General features: G+C 59.8%; 13 protein-coding genes and 1 pseudogene. 7 read left to right on the forward strand and 7 right to left on the reverse strand.

Features of this window, described 5'->3' with window-relative positions:
- Positions 1–41: 41 nt before the first annotated feature.
- The 5 genes from JN524_RS07340 to JN524_RS07360 all read right to left on the reverse strand — a co-directional run bounded on the left by JN524_RS07340 (position 42) and on the right by JN524_RS07360 (position 5,743).
- The gene (locus JN524_RS07340; RefSeq protein ID WP_047599333.1) at positions 42–533 is read right to left on the reverse strand and encodes a CS1 type fimbrial major subunit; all 492 of its coding nucleotides are present in this window, start codon (positions 531–533) and stop codon (positions 42–44) included.
- Positions 530–1,294 (reverse strand): molecular chaperone, encoded by a 765-nt coding sequence (locus JN524_RS07345; RefSeq protein WP_202368958.1) that lies wholly within the window; start codon positions 1,292–1,294, stop codon positions 530–532. Before JN524_RS07345 ends, JN524_RS07340 begins: the two co-directional genes overlap by 4 nt.
- 59 nt (positions 1,295–1,353) lie before the next feature.
- On the reverse strand, positions 1,354–2,610 hold the full coding sequence (locus JN524_RS07350) for a hypothetical protein (RefSeq protein WP_202368959.1): 1,257 nt from the start codon (positions 2,608–2,610) through the stop codon (positions 1,354–1,356).
- 28 nt (positions 2,611–2,638) lie between these two features.
- Positions 2,639–5,161 carry a CS1-pili formation C-terminal domain-containing protein gene (locus JN524_RS07355; protein ID WP_202368960.1) on the reverse strand — a complete coding sequence of 841 codons (2,523 nt, stop codon included), beginning with the start codon at positions 5,159–5,161 and terminating at the stop codon, positions 2,639–2,641.
- 105 nt (positions 5,162–5,266) lie between these two features.
- Positions 5,267–5,743: a CS1 type fimbrial major subunit gene (locus JN524_RS07360; RefSeq protein ID WP_177416203.1), complete on the reverse strand. Its 477-nt coding sequence runs from the start codon at positions 5,741–5,743 to the stop codon at positions 5,267–5,269.
- 515 nt (positions 5,744–6,258) lie between these two features.
- Between JN524_RS07360 and JN524_RS07365 the strand changes: the two genes are divergently transcribed.
- Entirely contained in the window at positions 6,259–6,840 is a 582-nt protein-coding gene (locus JN524_RS07365; protein WP_027612106.1) for a PadR family transcriptional regulator, read from the forward strand.
- A complete protein-coding gene (locus tag JN524_RS07370) occupies positions 6,837–7,622 on the forward strand; it encodes a siderophore-interacting protein (RefSeq protein WP_202368961.1) in 786 nt (261 codons plus the stop codon). The genes JN524_RS07365 and JN524_RS07370 overlap by 4 nt, the downstream gene beginning before the upstream one ends.
- 99 nt (positions 7,623–7,721) lie before the next feature.
- On the opposite strand, the gene JN524_RS07375 is transcribed toward JN524_RS07370, so the two are convergent.
- Both JN524_RS07375 and JN524_RS07380 read right to left on the reverse strand, forming a co-directional pair.
- Positions 7,722–8,360 (reverse strand): Pr6Pr family membrane protein, encoded by a 639-nt coding sequence (locus JN524_RS07375; protein WP_202368962.1) that lies wholly within the window; start codon positions 8,358–8,360, stop codon positions 7,722–7,724.
- A gap of 1 nt (position 8,361) precedes the next feature.
- The gene (locus tag JN524_RS07380; RefSeq protein WP_003227831.1) at positions 8,362–8,592 is read right to left on the reverse strand and encodes a VF530 family DNA-binding protein; all 231 of its coding nucleotides are present in this window, start codon (positions 8,590–8,592) and stop codon (positions 8,362–8,364) included.
- A gap of 332 nt (positions 8,593–8,924) precedes the next feature.
- On the opposite strand from JN524_RS07380, the gene JN524_RS07385 reads away from it, so the two are divergent.
- From JN524_RS07385 to lon, 5 genes and pseudogenes are all read left to right on the forward strand, one after another.
- Positions 8,925–10,286, forward strand: a complete 1,362-nt coding sequence (locus tag JN524_RS07385) for a carbohydrate porin (protein WP_202368963.1) — start codon at positions 8,925–8,927, stop codon at positions 10,284–10,286.
- A gap of 162 nt (positions 10,287–10,448) precedes the next feature.
- Positions 10,449–12,860 (forward strand): glucose/quinate/shikimate family membrane-bound PQQ-dependent dehydrogenase, encoded by a 2,412-nt coding sequence (locus tag JN524_RS07390; protein ID WP_202368964.1) that lies wholly within the window; start codon positions 10,449–10,451, stop codon positions 12,858–12,860.
- 193 nt (positions 12,861–13,053) lie between these two features.
- A complete protein-coding gene (locus JN524_RS07395) occupies positions 13,054–14,412 on the forward strand; it encodes a hypothetical protein (RefSeq protein ID WP_202368965.1) in 1,359 nt (452 codons plus the stop codon).
- Between the two features lie 296 nt (positions 14,413–14,708).
- Positions 14,709–15,068: pseudogene (locus JN524_RS07400) on the forward strand (DUF6124 family protein); the annotation flags it as partial.
- Positions 15,069–15,837: 769 nt separating this feature from the next.
- The gene (gene lon / locus JN524_RS07405) at positions 15,838–18,255 is read left to right on the forward strand and encodes an endopeptidase La (RefSeq protein WP_027612113.1); all 2,418 of its coding nucleotides are present in this window, start codon (positions 15,838–15,840) and stop codon (positions 18,253–18,255) included.
- The last annotated feature ends 153 nt before the right edge of the window (positions 18,256–18,408 follow it).

Raw genomic sequence — 18,408 nt, forward strand, 5'->3', positions numbered from 1 at the left:
GCGCCGGTCTGCTCGTTGCACATCGAGCAGACCGGGCAACCTCAGGGCGCCGCCGCATTGAAGATCAGGTGCACGTTGCCATAGTAATTCCCCGGCTTGTAGCCGCCGGCGGGCGTGATCGGCTGGATCTCCAGCGCATAACGCCCGCCGGCCCTGGCCTGCTCTGCAGAAACCACCTGACGCGGCGTCTCGTGAGTCAGCACGGTATCGGCGAAGCTGACGCGCAGATAAATGTTCTGCTCCTCGCGACCATTGGACAGAAACGCTACGTTCTCCAGGCGGGCCTCGATGGCACTGGTGTCGTGCCTGAGGTCGAAGTGTTTGCGCAATCCGCCGAGGCTCTTGGTGCTGATATTCCACGGCAGAATCTGCGCACGATGAATCCAGTCCGTTTCGGCCGGTATTACATAAAAACCCAGCGTCGGAATATCCACCGACACCTCGAACCGGTGCTCTTCACGTGCCGCAAACGATTCCGCGCTGAACAGGGTCAGAACGCCCGCGCACAGAGTCATCAACGATGGCTTGATCATCTCAGGTCACCCCGTGATGAGAGGCCGGCTACACGCAGGGACTTCTTGCTGTCGCCTTCCACCAGATTGAAGCGGTATTCACGTCCGGACTGCTTGTCGAACTCGAAACTGTTGCCTGCGCGGATGTGGTGTTTGGTGGTTGGCTCGCAGGCGGTTTCGTCTTTCAGCGCACAATTGCGAAACTCGTCGATCAGCACCACGGTGTTGCCGTTATTGCGCACTCGATAGCTTGTCGGGGTGTCTTCGATCACGCTGTCGAAACGGCTGTCTTTCGGGCGCACAAAGAACACCGTACCGAAACCGGTCATGACGTTGACCCCGGCCGACAAGGTGGTTTTGTATTGCTCACGCTCCTCGGCGGACACGGCGAATTCGTCTTCCTTTTCCGGGACAACGGGGATGAACCGCACGCGGAAATAGCGCTCCCGGTCACGCTCGCCCATCATCAACAGACGCGTACCCTGCATGCCGTTGGCCGGCACGATCAGCCGCGCGGGGCTGGCCATCAGGCCGTCTCGACTGCTCATGTCGGCCTGGCTCCTGACCTCGATTTCCCGCGAGGTGCCGTCGGCGTCATAGAGGATTTCGAGAATGTTGACCTTGACGAATGCAGTGCTGTCGCCGCTGTTGAATACCCGTTTCAGGTACGTGCTCTTGTCACCGTCGAGATAGTCGTAGACCGTCCCGACATTGATCTGCGGGCCGGCCTGCAGGGCAAAGGGCAGCCCGCTCAAAACCATTGCTAACACCAGACGCTTCATCACCTTGATTCCTTGGTCGTTGAACACAGTGCCGATTCGACTCATCGCTGAATGGCCCATCAGATATCCGAATCCCAGATCACAATGACAGTGCCGGAATAGCTGTCGCTCACGCCGGGCTGCAGCATCTCTGCCATCGAATGCGGCCGAACTTCGAAATGCAGGGTTCCCGGTGCTCGATCCACATAAAAACCGGGCTTGAAATACAGGGCATTCCCGGCGCTGGGCTTCAATGGCATGCGCCGCACCGGCTGGCCGGCAAGATCGGTTATGCCGTTGGGCATGCTGACGCTGACGTACAGCTCGACTCGACGGTAATTATTACTGTCCTGCAATCCGCACTCGGCACCTACTCCGGGACCGCAATTGATCAGCATCTTGAAACGCGATGACGCCGAAATGTTGAAGGTCTGGTCGCGGAACAGCCCGACCGGCCGCCGTCCGGCCTGCAGCCAGCTCTGCCAGCCACCGTTGGGAACCAGGCGGACTTTTTCGCCACCGGGCGGGATGTCGACCTTGAGGGTGTGCTGCACATTCAGATTGAAGTTCAAGGTCAGAGACGAACTCGACGGCAACATCACATCGCCAAAATCGAAATCCGCATTCGGCCCGACGCTGTAGGTCAGCGAACCGCTGTAGTCCCCCGACGACATGCCCAGCGGATCGGGGGTGACCAGTTCATAGGCAAAATCGAGGTGTTCCAGACGCAACCACGGCACATCGAACTTCGCCTGTTTGGTACAGGCAGCAGCCGCTGGCGTTTTCCAGAAAAACGAGTATGAATTGGGGGAGTACCAACCCACACCGCTGTACTGACAGGGCGCCGGAGCATAGACCCAACTTGAGCCCCACAACAGATTGTGGGCGATGCGATCGTCTTCGGCGCCCTCCACCAGTTTCTTCACGTTCTCGGTCACATAGCGCGAACCGATACCGACGATCCGCACCTTGACGATTTGCGGCTCGTGGGTGGTCTCGTGATAGACCGTCAGCTCACGCCACTGCACGGGTACCTGAAACGTTGCCCCTTGCCGCGGCGAAGGATGATTCGCCGCAATCGGCGCACGAGCGTTGAACTGAATCGGCACCTGCAAGCTGAATATTTCGTGCTGCTCGCACTGCGCCGGGTCGTAGGTGCAGTAACCACTGGAGGGCGTGGTGTTGTGGAACTTGTTGCGGTGCGGATAAGACGAGTCCGGCTTGAACTCGGCGGTGATCGACACCTGTTCGGCGTGAGCCGCAGATGCCGTGCCGGCGACCAGCACAACAGCGGCCAGCCCGCGACGCAGGTATGTAGCCAAGGGTGAGACGTTCATGTCTGCAAATCTCCTGAAGCAGGCCGGATCAACCCGCGGTGTGAGCCTTTTGGGTGACGTCGGCCAACGTGTCCGGCGAGCAGCGCAAATCGCCGATCATCAGCACGTTGTTTTCGCTACGGTGTTGGTCGGGGTCGAGCCGGAACTGGCACAGCAGTTGATCGGCGTAGCGCACTTCGAGGGTCGGTGAGCCGGCGTGCATCTCCATCGAGAAAAACCCGTCGACTTCGCTGACCCCGCGACTGGCGTGATTGATCACGTGATGGCCTTTGAGCGGCTGGCCCTGGGGGTCGAGCAGGCGTCCGAGTACGGTGACGGTTTTCATCACCCGCACCTTGCGGTACTCCACGCCGCCCTTGTTCAGGTGATAGCGGGCGCGAGACGGTTCGATGTTGGCGGCCGGAACGTGATTACCTTCGAAATCAAAGCCCACCGAGCTGTTGCGGTACGCCGTGAGCGGGATGAAATTGCGCCCCGGCCGCAGCGCTGAACTGCCGCCGCTGAGGTCGTCGGCGCGCAGGGCGATGTCGGCGATATCCGACTCGACATCGACAATCATCCCGGCGCCACGGCCCTGATGCTGGCTGGTCATGACCAGTTGCTGACCGCCGACGATCACGCTGCTGTCGAGGTTCACGCCACCGGTGAAGTTGCCGTTGTAGGACGAGCGCTGCACGAAGCCGTCGCCATTGACCCAGTCGGTACGAAAGTTGGCCAGACTCGAAAGACCGACGCCGTAGGTGTCGGTCAGCGCCGTGACCGAAACGCTTTGCAGAATGTGATTCTGCAGATCCTTGCGATAGCCGATCGAACCATTGTTGTCGCGCCCGCCATCGCGGGCGGTGCGGCTGCCGATGCTGCCGGAAATCTGCTGCCCCGGCCCGCCCAGCGCCATGTTGATGCTCAGGTCGATCCCGCGATTACGCGCCTCGCCACTGCTGTAGCTGCCCGGCCGGTCGAACAGCGACAGCCGCCAGTTGGCATCGCTGCCAAACAGCTCGGTGCGCTGCGTCCAGCCCACGTCCATGCCCACGCCTTCGACGTTGCCCATGCTGTGCGAAACCCGCGCGCTCAGCGAGTTCTTGCGACTGATGCGATGGTTGAGCGCCAGCGACGAGTTGCTGGTTTCGCCGGTGAACACATTGCGTTGCCGTACGCGAGTGCCGTCGGGCAGCGTGTCGTAACTGTTGCGGGTGTCGAGCCAACTGCGGTTGTGACTGACCACCAGGCTGCCGGCGCCATAGTTGTACAGGCCCTGCACATCGGCGCCGGTGCCGTGGTCTTCGGTCTGATAGAGGTTGGCGAAGAGGCTGATGCTGTCGGCCAGGCTCCAGTCGATCGAGGTGCCGTACTGCAAGGTGTCGCGTACCTGACGCGCCGACAGGCCAAGGATCACCCGCGGGTGCAGCAGGTAGTTGAGGGCGGCGCCGGCAGTGAGATCACCGCTTTGCTGTTCCTCCCAATTGCTCAGCAGTTTGCTCTCCTGCCCGGCGAACACGTTGTAGCGCCAGCGCTGGTCGAGGTTTTGCCAGTTCACCGGTTTGTAGACCAGCTCCTGTGTGGTCGCGGTGGTCTGGCCATCCTCGATCAGGCGCACTTCGACTTCGTAGATGCCACCGGGCAAGGGCCGGGTATCCAGCGTCTGTAAACCGGCCGGCACGGCTTGCGTGTTGATCAGCAGGCCATCGCGATAGATCTCCACCGACGCCTGGCGATTGGCCGTGACGAAAATCGGGTAGACGCTGGGCCGCGGGCTGTCGACCGCCAAGCTGTCGGAGCTGCCATACATCACGCCCACCGCCGTGTCCGGGCTGGTGCCGAACGACCGGGGCTGGCGGGTCAGGCCTTCGGAATTGGGGGTGAAATAGCCAAGGCGGAAAAAACTGCCCTGCAGTTCACGCTGGGTGTAGAGCTCGTGTACCGCGTGATAGGTCTGGGTGTCCGGCCCGCCGAGGCGCGCCAGCTGCATGTTGAAGGACTGGCTCCAGTTGCCGAGGCTGGCACTGGCTTCCAGACCGAAACGGCCACCCAGATCCTGGTTCTGGCCGCCATTGAGGTTCAGCTGATTGCGCAGCATCAGACCGCTGCTGCCACCCTCGGGTTGCTCATGGAAGCGTTGCGTGTGCAGATCGCGCTCGGCGTTTTCGGTGGCGATCGAGAGCAGTGAATTTTCCAGGTTGTAATGCACCGCCAGCAGTTGCTCGGGGCATTGCCCGCTGCAGTTGCCAAGCGCTACGCCGGATTTGAGGAGACTGGCCCAGGTTTCGCGCTCGACGGCACTGATACGGCTGTCACTGGTGTCGGTGAAGTCGAGCAAGGTAATGCGATCATCGCGCGACAATATAATCATTGCCTCGCCCAGCGGTTGTTGATCAAGTTCGACACGAACCGCCAAAGGCACATCAAAGAAATGCTCTTCAAAGTCCGCCGGAAGACCTTTCGCCTGAGCCAGCAAACTTCGCGGGGTATTATCGACTGGAGGCGGCGCCGCCAGTACGCTGCTGCTCAAAAGCAAGGCAAGCGCAGCCGCGATGGGCGTCATCGGATACATGGATTAATACTCTGATTACCGGAAGTAAAAGCCCGGCCTGGCAACTTCAAAGTTGCCGGCCGGTTACGTTACTGGACAAGTAACGTCAGGTATTGCCGTTATGACTCAAACCGAAGGTTCGACGACCAGCATGACCACACCGGTGTAATCGCCAGCGGCCGGCTTGGCACCGGTAGCGCTGATCTTGAAGGGCGCGCGATAACGCGTATTGGACTCGGTATCACCGACCACTTCCTGCGAAGTGGTGGTCAGCGTCTTGCCGTTGAGTTCGACTTTCAGGTCGATGGTGTTGTTACCGCCAATCAGCTTCGGCACCCCTTCCAGACGTGCATGAACCTTGCCGGCCGTGTGCAGCACGTCGAAGTGCCCGTTGACTTCGCGCATCGAATTGGTGGCCGGGTTGTAGCTCATGTCCTGATCCTTGTTGACCAGATCGGCATCCACCGGCACCGCATAGAAGTCGTCAGCCGGTACGTGCGCCACGAGACTGATGGAGTGCTTGGCTTCAGTGGCGGCAAACGCCATCGAGGCGCTCATGGCCAGGACAGTCAGAGGGGCGGCAAAGGCGAGTTTCTTGAGCATCATTGAATACCTGTCTTATATAAATTAGTTGAGTCGTCGAGCAGTCACGGCGAACTGAACAGTCACGAGCAGTCAGTGCTAACCGTTAACTTTCAACGCCGAAGAATGTTCAACCAATTTATCTTTAAAGTAAGCAGGCAACGTCCTGCGACCTTGTAGCCTGGACGCCATTAGATGGGAAAGAAAAAACCGTGAAATTCAGGAAAGTTCCTGTCCAACTGTAAGATACAGACTACAGTGCGCCAGCCGAATGACTGCACGCGCCACAACTTCATAGCAACTTCCGTAAGACATGTACCACACTTTCCCGGAAACAAAGGGCGAAACGGAACATTAGAGAATCAGCACTAATCTGCGCTTTTGCCGGGGGATTTAATACTGCGTTTTCTTGATCATTTTCCGGTTTTTTCGACCGCAGATTCGATCAGTCAGGTGTGCGCCGTTGGTCAGGAACCCTTGTCAACGCCTAAAGATATATCTTAAGTTGTATCTAAACACGACGAGAGAGCATGAAAATGAGAGACCATCATTCCCCCCACCATCACCGCGAACACGGCGACGGCCGTGACGGCTTCGAAAAACGCCCCGGGCGTGAACGCGGCGGACGCGGCCCACGGGTCTTCGCCCCCGGTGATCTGAAATTGTTGCTGCTGGCGCTGATCGCCGAGCAGCCGTGCCACGGTTATGACCTGATCCGCCAGATCGAAGGCATGTTCGACGGCGCCTATAGCCCCAGCCCCGGCGTGATCTACCCGACCCTGACCTTCCTTGAAGAAAGCGATTTGATCAGCGGCGACGCCGAGGCCGGCAAAAAACGCTACAGCGTGACCGACGCCGGTCGTTTGTCCCTAAGCGAGCAAGCGGTAGCGCTGGACGGCGTGCGCATGCGCATCGACGTCAGCAAACGCTCGTTGCGCGGCCATGACCGGCCGCCGGAAATCCACGAGGCAGTGCACAACCTGCGTCACGCCTTGCAACTGCACCACGGACGCTGGAGCGCGGAAGAAATCCAGCGGGTTGCCGCGCTGCTCAACGACACCGCCAAAGCCATCGTCGACGGCCCTGCCGTTCAATCTGCCCCGGAGAAAGCCGAATGACTGCAGTCGATACCCAAACCATTCACCGCGTGATGCACGAAATCAAACGCCGCAAACTTGAAGTCCTGCGCGTGGTCGACCTGACCCCGCGCATGCGCCGCATCACCCTCGGCGGGCCGGAACTGGCGGGGTTCATCAGCCTGGGCACCGACGATCACGTCAAGCTGCTGTTTCCGCAGAATGCCGAACAGGCTGCGGCGCTGGAAACCATGGTGCTCGGCGCCGGCAAGGACAACGGCCCACTGCCCGAGATGCGCGACTACACCCCGCGTCGCTATGACCTGGAAAAACTCGAGCTGGACATCGACTTCGTCCTGCACGGCGACGGCCCTGCCTCGACCTGGGCCGAGCAGGCCCAGCCTGGGCAATTCCTGCACATCGGCGGCCCGCGCGGCTCGATGATCGTGCCGGACATCTTCGACAGCTACCTGCTGATTGGCGATGAAACCGCTCTGCCCGCCATCGCCCGCCGCCTCGAAGATCTGGCGAGCAATCGCAAGGCGCTGGTAGTGATCGAAGTGGAAAACGGTGCCGAGCAACAACTGCTGGAGAGTGCGGCGCAGGTCAATGTGATCTGGGTCCTGCGTGAAGGTGGCAAGGACAACCTGCTGACCACGGTCAAACAGTTGCAGGTGCCCAAGGGCAATCTGTATGCATGGGTGGCGACCGAGACCAAGGTCTCGCGGCAGATCCGTCGGGTGCTGCTGGATGAGCATGGGCTCAATGAACAGTTCATCAAAGCCGTCGGCTACTGGCGCGCGGAAGGTTCCGCAGAAGAGTGATATGCCTTGTAGGAGCTGTCGCAGGCTGCGATCTTTTGATCTTGTTTTTGAACAATCAACGTCAAAAGATCGCAGCCTGCGGCAGCTCCTACAGGTGCTCTAACTTCGTGCAAATCTCCAGCGATCCAGGCCGATCACCAACAACCCAATCACCACAAACCCCACCAATATCCCTCCGGCATTGATGAACACCTGTGCATAACCGAGCATTGCCACATCAATGAACGGATACGCGTAGGCGCCAAGCAGATGCCCGCGCAGCAAGGCGTAAACGAAGTACACCAGCAGATAGATCAGCCACAGCGCCAGATGCTTCAGGCGCAACGTCCCCTTGGGCACACAGAACCACCAATAGCCAAGAAACAGCAGCGGCATCACGTCATGCAGCAATTCATCGGCGACAAACTGCCAGCCTTCGGGGTGCCACAAATGCCGCAGCAAAATGCTGTAGGCCAGCCCCACCACAGCAATGCTCACTGCCACCCCGCTACTGACCCACGGCTGCAGAAACCAGCGCTGAGCAGCGGATTCACGCCGGGTGACCGCGCAGGTCAGCACCGTTGCCACCAGGGTGTTGGTCAACACCGTGAAGTAACTGAAGAAACTCACCAGCCCGCCCAGCAGGCTGGCGTCGACACTCAGCCGCGCAAGGAAAATCAGGTACAGCTGGATACTCAGCCCGGCCCAACCGAGCGTGGCGATGAGCGTGATCAGGCGTCGCCGCGTAACGGCGTCCATCTCAGAGCGGACGCTTGGTGCGCATCAGTTTCACGTACAAGCGCTCGACCTTCTCCCGCGCCCACGGGGTTTTGCGCAGGAAGGTCAGGCTCGACTTGATGCTCGGGTCGCTCTTGAAGCAGCGGATATCGATGCGCTCGGCCAACCCCGACCACTCGTAATGCGCCACCAGCGCATTGAGGATCTGTTCGAGGGTTACGCCATGCAGCGGATCGGGAGTGTGGTCGTTCATGCCAGGCCTTTGGACGGAGTGAAAATGCACAAGCCGCGCACCTTAGCCGAGGGGCTGGCGCGGTGGAAGGGCTTCCTTCAAATGTAGGTCAAGGTCAAAAGATCGCAGCGTTCCGCAGCTCCTACAGATGTAGGCATTTCAATGCAGGAGCTGCCGAGGGCTGCGATCTTTTGCCACTGTTACAGATTGCGAAAAGCTGCATGTCCACAAAACCCCTTTGTCTTTTCGTTACAGATCATTATCCTGCCGCCCTTCAGCTGAATCGCTTCACTGCCTGCGTCAAATTGAAGCGCTCGGTTCACCCCCGAAAAACACCAAAAAAAGACTGACCCATGCCTGATTTTTCCTTCTCCAGAGACAGCGCTATCTCAGCCCTGCGCCTGCTCGGCGGCTGCACCGCGCTCGGCTTCGCCACCTACGCCCAGGCGGCCCCCGCCTTCGACAGCGACTCACCGTGGATGCTCGGTGACTGGAACGGAACGCGTACCGAACTCGCGGAAAAAGGTTACGACTTCAAACTCGATTACACCGGCGAAATGGGCAGCAACCTGCACGGCGGCTACGACCACGATCGCACCGCGCGTTACAGCGACCAGTTCGGTCTGGGCACGCACCTGGACCTGCAAAAAATCCTTGGCTGGGACGACGCCGAGTTTCAGCTGACCATCACCAAGCGCAGCGGCAACAACATCAGCAACGACCGGATCAACGATCCACGTGTGGGCGGCTTCACTTCGGCCCAGGAAGTCTGGGGCCGTGGCCAGACCGCGCGCCTGACGCAGATGTGGTACCAGCAGAAATTCTTCGACCAGAAGCTCGACATCAAGGTCGGCCGCTTCGGTGAAGGCGAAGACTTCAACAGCTTCCCGTGCGACTTCCAGAACCTGGCGTTCTGCGGCTCGCAGGTCGGCAACTGGGTCGGCGGCATCTGGTACAACTGGCCGGTCAGCCAATGGGCGCTGCGGGTCAAATATCACCTGACCCCAGAGTTGTACGCGCAGGTCGGCGCCTACGAGCAGAACCCGTCAAACCTCGATCGCGGCAACGGCTTCAAACTCAGCGGCAGCGGTACCCAAGGCGCGGTGCTGCCAGTCGAACTGGTGTGGACGCCGAAGCTCAACGACCTGCCGGGCGAATACCGCGCCGGTTACTACTACAGCAGCGCCAAGGCCTCTGACGTCTATAAAGACCAGAACGGCCAGCCTGCCGCGCTGAGCGGCGAAGCCTACCGCAGCGCGTCGAGCAAACACGGCGTGTGGTTCGGCGCGCAGCAGCAAGTCACCAGCCTCGCCAGCGATCACTCGCGCGGCTTGAGCGTGTTTGCCAACGCGACGATGCACGACAAGAAAACCAACGCGATCGACAACTACGTGCAGGCCGGCGTCGTCTACAAAGGCCCGTTCGATGCCCGCGCCAAAGACGACATCGGTTTCGCCCTGGCCCGCGTCCACGTCAACCCGGCCTTTCGCAAAAACGCCGAAGCGAGCAATCAGGCGCAGGCGGTCTACGACTACGACGACCCGTCCTTCCTGCCGCCGCAGGACACCGAATACAGCGCCGAACTGTATTACGGCGTGCACCTCGCCAACTGGCTGACCGTGCGCCCGAACCTGCAATACATCCGCCATCCGGGCGGCGTGAACGAGGTCGATGACGCACTGATCGCGGGGATCAAGATCCAGTCGTCGTTCTAAAAAACACTGAAGAAACCTGTGGGAGCTGGCAAGCCAGCTCCCACAGGGGAACACATGAAATTCGTTAGCTAGACAAGTTTTTATCTGAACCATACCTGCGCCCAATCGTCATCTAGAGTGACTAAAGCGCGGGACTAAATAAACGTCACGGAGAATCACACTATGAGCACCGAAAGTGCTTCGAGTCGGGGCCGTCTGTTACCGAGCCTGCTCGGCATTCTGCTTCTACTGATGGGCCTGGCCATGTTGGCCGGGGGAGTCAAGCTGAGCATGCTCGGCGGCTCGCTGTACTACCTGCTGGCCGGTATCGGCATTGCGCTGAGCGGCGTTCTGTTGCTGCTGCGTCGTCGTGCAGCGCTGGGCCTGTACGCCATCGTGCTGTTCGCCAGTACGGTCTGGGCCTTGTGGGAAGTCGGTCTGGACTGGTGGCAACTGGTGCCGCGTCTGGCCCTGTGGTTCGTTCTCGGCATCGTGATGTTGCTGCCGTGGTTCCGTCGTCCGCTGCTGCTCAATGGCCCGGCGCCGATGGGCACTGGCGGTCTGAGTGTGGCCGTGGTTCTGGCCGGCGTCACTGCCCTGGCCAGCCTGTTCACCCACCCGGGCGAAACCTTTGGCGAACTGGGCCGCGACACCGCGGACATGACCAGCACCGCACCGCAAATGCCTGATGGCGACTGGCAGGCCTATGGCCGCACCGAGTTCGGCGACCGCTACTCGCCGCTGAAGCAGATCACCCCGGCCAACGTCGGCAAGCTGCAAGAAGCCTGGCGCATCCAGACCGGCGACCTGCCAACCGCAGATGACCCGGTCGAGCTGACCAACGAAAACACCCCGCTCAAAGCCAACGGCATGCTCTATGCCTGCACCGCACACAGCAAAGTGCTGGCACTGGACCCGGACACCGGCAAGGAACTGTGGCGCTTCGACCCGCAGATCAAGAGCCCGGTGGGCTTCAAGGGCTTCGCCCACATGACCTGCCGTGGCGTGTCGTACTACGACGAAGCCGCTTACGCGAAAGCTGATAACGCCGCCTCGGCCGTTATCTCCGAAGCCGGCAAAGCCGTTGCCCAGGCCTGCCCGCGTCGTCTGTACCTGCCAACTGCCGATGCACGCCTGATCGCACTGAACGCCGACACCGGCAAGATCTGCGAAGGCTTCGGCAAAAACGGCGTGGTCGACCTGACCCAAGGTATCGGCCCATTCACCGCCGGTGGCTACTACTCCACCTCGCCGGCGGCGATTACCCGTGATCTGGTGATCATGGGCGGTCACGTCACTGACAACGAGTCGACCAACGAGCCATCGGGCGTAATCCGCGCTTTCGACGTGCGCGACGGCCACCTCGTGTGGAACTGGGACAGCGACAAGCCGGACGCCACCGAGCCATTGGCCCCGGGCGAAATCTACAGCCGTAACTCGGCGAACATGTGGTCGCTGGCCAGCGTCGATGAAAAACTCGGCATGGTTTACCTGCCACTGGGCAACCAGACTCCGGACCAGTGGGGCGCCGACCGCACCCCAGGCGCCGAGAAATTCAGCGCCGGCATCGTCGCCCTCGACCTGGCCACCGGTAAAGTGCGCTGGAACTACCAGTTCACCCACCACGACCTGTGGGACATGGACGTTGGCAGCCAGCCAACCCTGCTCGACATGAAAACCGCCGACGGCGTGAAACCGGCGCTGATCGCCCCGACCAAACAGGGCAGCCTGTACGTCCTCGACCGTCGTGACGGCACGCCGATCATCCCGATCAAGGAAATCCCGGTTCCGCAAGGCGCCGTGAAAGGCGACCACACCGCACCGACCCAGGCCCGTTCGGACCTCAACCTGCTGGCCCCGGAACTGACCGAAAAAACCATGTGGGGCGCGAGCCCGTTCGACCAGATGCTGTGCCGCATCCAGTTCAAGGAACTGCGCTACGAAGGCCAATACACGCCTCCGTCGGAACAGGGCAGCCTGATCTATCCGGGTAACGTCGGCGTGTTCAACTGGGGCGGCGTCTCGGTCGACCCGGTTCGCCAGATGCTGTTCACCAGCCCGAACTACATGGCCTTCGTCTCGAAAATGGTGCCACGCGAGAAAGTCGCCGCCGGCAGCAAACGCGAGAGCGAAACCGCTGGCGTGCAGCCAAACACCGGCGCGCCATACGCGGTGATCATGCACCCGTTCATGTCGCCACTGGGCGTACCGTGCCAGGCCCCGGCCTGGGGCTACGTCGCCGGTATCGACCTGACCACCGGCAAAGTCGTGTGGAAACGCAAAAACGGCACCAGCCGCGACAGCTCGCCGATCCCGATCGGCTTCACCCTGGGCGTGCCAAGCATGGGCGGCTCGATGGTCACCGCCGGCGGCGTCGGCTTCCTCAGCGGCACCCTCGACCAGTACCTGCGCGCCTACGACGTGAACACCGGTAAAGAACTGTGGAAATCGCGTCTGCCTGCAGGCGGCCAAGCGACCCCGATGACCTACACCGGCAAGGACGGCAAGCAATACGTGCTGCTCGTTGTCGGCGGTCACGGCTCGCTGGGCACCAAGATGGGTGACTACGTGATTGCGTACAAACTGCCGGAATAAGTTTTAGCGGCGGTAAAAAGAAGGCGGCATCCTTGAATGGGATGCCGCCTTTTTTCATTCTTCCCTGTCTCCTAAAGCCACTTTATTGGCCTTTAAAGACGGCCTTACTGTCATTTCTGACAGGTGCCAGGACGTGCCTCGACTGTTCAACTGGTGTTAAAGAGGCATCCGCCTCCTGACAAGGAAACCGATCATGAATCAGAAACAGGCAATCACTGAAGCAGGCACGCTCGACCCGAACTTTGGTCTTGACGGGGTAGTCGGCTGGCCGATCAAGGGACTGACAGGCAATTATCCAGAGTCACTGCTGGAGCTGGCCAATGGCAAATTGCTCGTTGCCGAGATTCCATCGCATGCCGGCTCAGCCGTATTACGACGATTGAACACTGACGGAACACTGGACGAAGCATTTGGCAATGGCGGTTCGGTCGAAATCAGGTTTGAAATTGGTGATCAGTTTTCGATACCTGTGCTGAACTCACATCCCGCCGGAGGATGGGTCCTCACAGGCCAGCTCGTACGGCTGATAGATGGGACGTTCTACGGTTTTGAGGTCTTCGTACGTCAGTTTGAAGATGGCACAGTCGATCCCGACTTTGGCGACAAAGGCATACTATATGTTGATACTCAGAAACTCGTCGATCCCGGTAAGCAAGTTCCAGCCGCCGTTCTGGACAAACGGTTTCAGGATCCAACGCCCCCTGAACAGCAGACCGCCAACGCGGGATCTGCGGCGCGCTCCTGCGCTGTTTTGCTCGACGGAAAAATCGTTTTGATCGATGAGGTCTTCGATTCTGACCTGGCCATGAGGGGAATCGTGGTTCGGCTCAACACGAATGGCTCGTTAGATACATCCTTCAATAGTAAGGGATTTACGCTGATTGAACTCGACCGGAACAAGCATGAGTACGAGGGAGTTCAAGCGCTTGTGGTGCAAGGAGACGGAAAAGTTCTGGTCACCGGTACATACAAACCGTTGGAGGCGCCTGAAACTCAAGGAGTTTATGTAACGCGATATCTGGAAAATGGCCAACTGGATAGCCGATTTGCCACCCAAGGTATCGCCACTATCTCCCTGACTTCCGACGTCGGCCTGAGTTGGGTGGGAGCGATCGCCTTGAGAAAGGATGACGGAGCAATCACCGTTGCGGGGAATCTGAGTCGAGAGGGCAAGCGCAGGGGATGGGTCGCCGTTCTTAACGAAAGTGGCACCGTCAACCTCGTCTTCAATGACGGTAAAACCTTGTATTCCGACATGCTGCCAGAGGGGGTGAACTGGAAACATTGTGAATGGCCGACGCCTGATGCTCTCTTGGTCAGTGGCAGCGGTGGCGGAGCTTTCGTCAATGAGAATTCTTCCATCCTGATCGCTCGTTACCTGGCAAGGGGTGCTCCAGACGCGTTGTTCAACAAACAAGGCTGGGCCACCTACAGAACTGGTAGTCCAACGATGAGCGACTGTGTCGTCTTGAAAAATCAACGAATCATTGTGTGCGGACGTGCGTCACGTCCAGTGGACCATAAGGGTTATGTCCTGTGCTATCACGGTTGACGGAGGGGTTGTAACCGGCGGGCGCAAACACAAGTGATACACGAACGAAAATGCCCACCACTCTCACGCTCCCGGTGGGAGTTGTCGCAGGCTGCGATCTTATGAACCTGGTTCAAGATCGCAGCCTTTGGCAGTTCCTACAGAGCAGTTGTGAATGTCTTACAGCGTCAGCGTTTGGCGGGAGAGTTCCCACAAGTCGCGCCGGTTGTACTTCGGAAGTCGGGTGGACAGGCTCTGGTGGTCGCTGCACATTCAGCGACCGGGCGTCGCGGCCCGTAGTCCATTCGATTTGATGCATAATCGCCAGCCCAAACGGAAGCGCTCAGGTGCTGTTGGAATCCCTCGATTCCAGAAAGCTCCACGACGCCGCCGAGCGTGCGCTGGATCACTACCTGAAACCCTCTGCCGCCGCAGTGAGATTCCACAAACCCAGCAGCATGTTCCAGGTCGCCCCGGATATGGACAACGAAAGCCTGCTGGTTCACGCCTGCGAACCACTGGCCTCGGCGAGCATCATGACCAGCGACATCGCCGCGTACATCGACACCCCGCAGCGCCGGACGATTCTGGCCATTCAGCAAATCATCATGCTCGCCGAACTGGCGGTGAACCGAGTGCTGGATAATGTAGAAGTCAGCCAATCTGCAGCACACAACTGCCCCCTGCTGGAGCAGGTTTACTCGCGAAGCCAAGCCATCACACGATGTAACTGTGTAGGAGCTGCCGAAGGCTGCGATCTTTTGATTTTGAAGATCAAAAGATCGCAGCCTTCGGCAGCTCCTACAGTGGGATTGGGTGCATTCAGTTGGAGATTGTCGGCTCGCAGGCCGCCATCGCTGGCAAGCCTGCTCCCACAAAAGAGCAAAAGCAGAAATAAGATCAGAAGATCGCAGCCTGCGGCAGCTCCTACAGGGAAGATAAGTACAACCCGCACGCGGCGCATGCCGCCCCACTCCAGGATGAGCGCAAGCTCGGCTGCCGCTCTTGATCTTGATCCACGGGCGACGTCGGAAGGCTGAGCGGAGGGATTGCTCCGGGCGTGGGAGCGCAGCGACCGTTTGGCGCAGCCAAACACAGCGAGAGGAGGTGCAGCGAAGCAAACCGGAGGCGCTGCGCCCGGATCGATCCCGGAGCGAAGGAACTCCGAGCCCCAGCGAGCGGGCCGCACGCAGGAGCAAGCCTTTTCGGTTACCTTTTCGGCGTTTGGAAAAGGTGACTCGCCGTAAGGGCGAAACCGCCAGCCGCAACACCCAAAAAAACGGATATACCCCCAAAACCTCAAGAACCTGGTCGGCCCAAAGGCCGCCAAGGTCCAAAGCACCCCCTGTCAAAACCCTGAACACACAAGCAGAAACACCGCCCCCCATTGAAACCACCCAAAGCCTGCCCCATCTAAGACCCATACCCCATTGCGCAGGTGCCCCAATGAGCGACCAGCAAGAATTCCCGGACAACCCAGACGACTACACCGAAGCTGAACACATCGAACACACCTCCTCCGGCAAAGGTCTGGCCCTGCCCGGCCAGAACCTGCCGGACAAGGTCTACGTCATCCCGATCCACAACCGCCCGTTCTTCCCGGCCCAAGTGCTGCCGGTCATCGTCAACGAAGAACCCTGGGCCGAAACCCTCGATCTGGTGAGCAAATCCGACCACCACTCCCTGGCCCTGTTCTTCATGGACACGCCCCAGGAAGACCCGCGCCACTTCAACACCGGCGCCCTTCCAGAATACGGCACGCTGGTGAAGGTGCACCACGCCAGTCGCGAAAACGGCAAACTGCAATTCGTCGCCCAAGGCCTGAGCCGCGTGCGCATCAAGACCTGGCTCAAACACCACCGCCCGCCGTACCTGGTCGAAGTCGAATACCCGCACCAGCCGACCGAGCCGACCGACGAGGTCAAGGCCTACGGCATGGCGCTGATCAACGCGATCAAGGAACTGCTGCCGCTCAACCCGCTGTACAGCGAAGAGCTGAAGAACTACCTCAACCGCTTCAGCCCCAACGATCCGTCGCCGCTGACCGACTTCGCCGCCGCCCTCACTTCGGCGACAGGTAATGAGCTGCAAGAAGTGCTCGACTGCGTGCCGATGCTCAAGCGCATGGAAAAAGTACTGCCGATGCTGCGCAAGGAAGTCGAAGTCGCGCGCCTGCAGAAAGAGATCTCCGCCGAGGTCAATCGCAAGATCGGCGAGCATCAGCGCGAGTTCTTCCTGAAAGAACAACTCAAGGTGATCCAGCAGGAACTCGGCCTGACCAAGGACGACCGCAGCGCCGACCTTGAACAGTTCGAGCAACGCCTGGAAGGCAAAGTGCTGCCGGCACAGGTGCAGAAACGCCTCGAAGAGGAAATGAACAAACTGTCGATCCTCGAGACCGGATCGCCAGAGTATGCGGTCACCCGCAACTACCTCGACTGGGCGACCTCGGTGCCGTGGGGCGTGTACGGCGAGGACAAACTCGACCTCAAGTACGCGCGCAAGGTACTCGACAAACACCACGCCGGCCTCGATGACATCAAGGATCGCATCCTCGAATTCCTCGCCGTCGGTGCCTACAAAGGCGAGATCAGCGGCTCGATCGTGCTGCTGGTCGGCCCGCCGGGCGTGGGTAAAACCAGCGTTGGCAAATCCATCGCCGAATCCCTTGGCCGCCCCTTCTACCGCTTCAGCCTCGGCGGCATGCGTGACGAAGCCGAGATCAAGGGCCACCGCCGCACCTACATCGGCGCGCAACCGGGCAAACTGGTGCAGGCGTTGAAAGACGTCGAAGTGATGAACCCGGTGATCATGCTCGACGAGATCGACAAGATGGGCCAGAGCTACCAGGGCGACCCGGCCTCGGCGCTGCTGGAAACCCTCGACCCGGAACAGAACGTCGAATTCCTCGATCACTATCTCGACCTGCGCATGGACCTGTCGAAAGTCCTGTTCGTGTGCACCGCCAACACCCTGGATTCGATTCCCGGGCCGTTGCTGGACCGCATGGAAGTGATTCGCCTGTCGGGCTACATCACCGAAGAAAAAGTCGCCATCGCCAAGCGCCACCTGTGGCCGAAGCTCCTGGAAAAGGCCGGCGTGTCCAAAGGCAGCCTGAGCATCAGCGACAGCGCGCTCAAGGCCTTGATCGACGGTTACGCCCGTGAGGCCGGGGTGCGTCAGCTGGAAAAACAGATGGGCAAACTGGTGCGCAAAGCGGTGATGAAGCTGATCGACGACCCGAAAGCAGTGATCAAGCTCGGCCCGAAAGACCTCGAAGCCTCGCTGGGCCATCCGGTGTTCCGCAATGAACAAGTGCTGTCCGGCACCGGCGTGATCACCGGTCTGGCGTGGACCAGCATGGGCGGCGCGACCCTGCCGATCGAAGCCACGCGGATTCATACGCTCAATCGCGGTTTCAAACTTACCGGGCAACTGGGCGACGTGATGAAAGAGTCGGCGGAGATCGCCTACAGCTACGTCAGCTCGCACCTCAAACAGTTCGGCGGTGATGCGAAATTCTTCGACGAAGCCTTCGTTCACCTGCACGTGCCGGAAGGCGCCACACCGAAAGACGGCCCGAGCGCCGGCGTGACCATGGCCAGCGCCCTGCTCTCGCTTGCCCGCAATCAGCCGCCGAAAAAAGGCGTGGCAATGACTGGCGAACTGACCCTGACCGGGCATGTACTGCCGATTGGCGGCGTGCGTGAGAAGGTGATCGCGGCGCGGCGGCAGAAGATCTTTGAGTTGATTCTGCCGGAACCGAACCGGGGTAACTTTGAGGAGTTGCCGGATTATCTGAAGGAAGGGATTACGGTGCACTTTGCCAAGCGCTTTGCGGATGTGGCGAAGGTGCTGTTCTGATCATCATGTAGTGTCCTGATATACCGCTTTCGCGAGCAAGCTCGCTCCCACAGGGTTTAGGGTGGACACAGGATTTGTGGACACTGCCGGCCACTGTGGGAGCGAGCTTGCTCGCGAAGGCGTCCGTCCAGACACCTCCACTCCTGACTGTCA

Origin of the sequence: Pseudomonas sp. MWU318 (genome assembly GCF_016756945.1) — a bacterium.
GTDB lineage: Bacteria > Pseudomonadota > Gammaproteobacteria > Pseudomonadales > Pseudomonadaceae > Aquipseudomonas > Aquipseudomonas putida_A.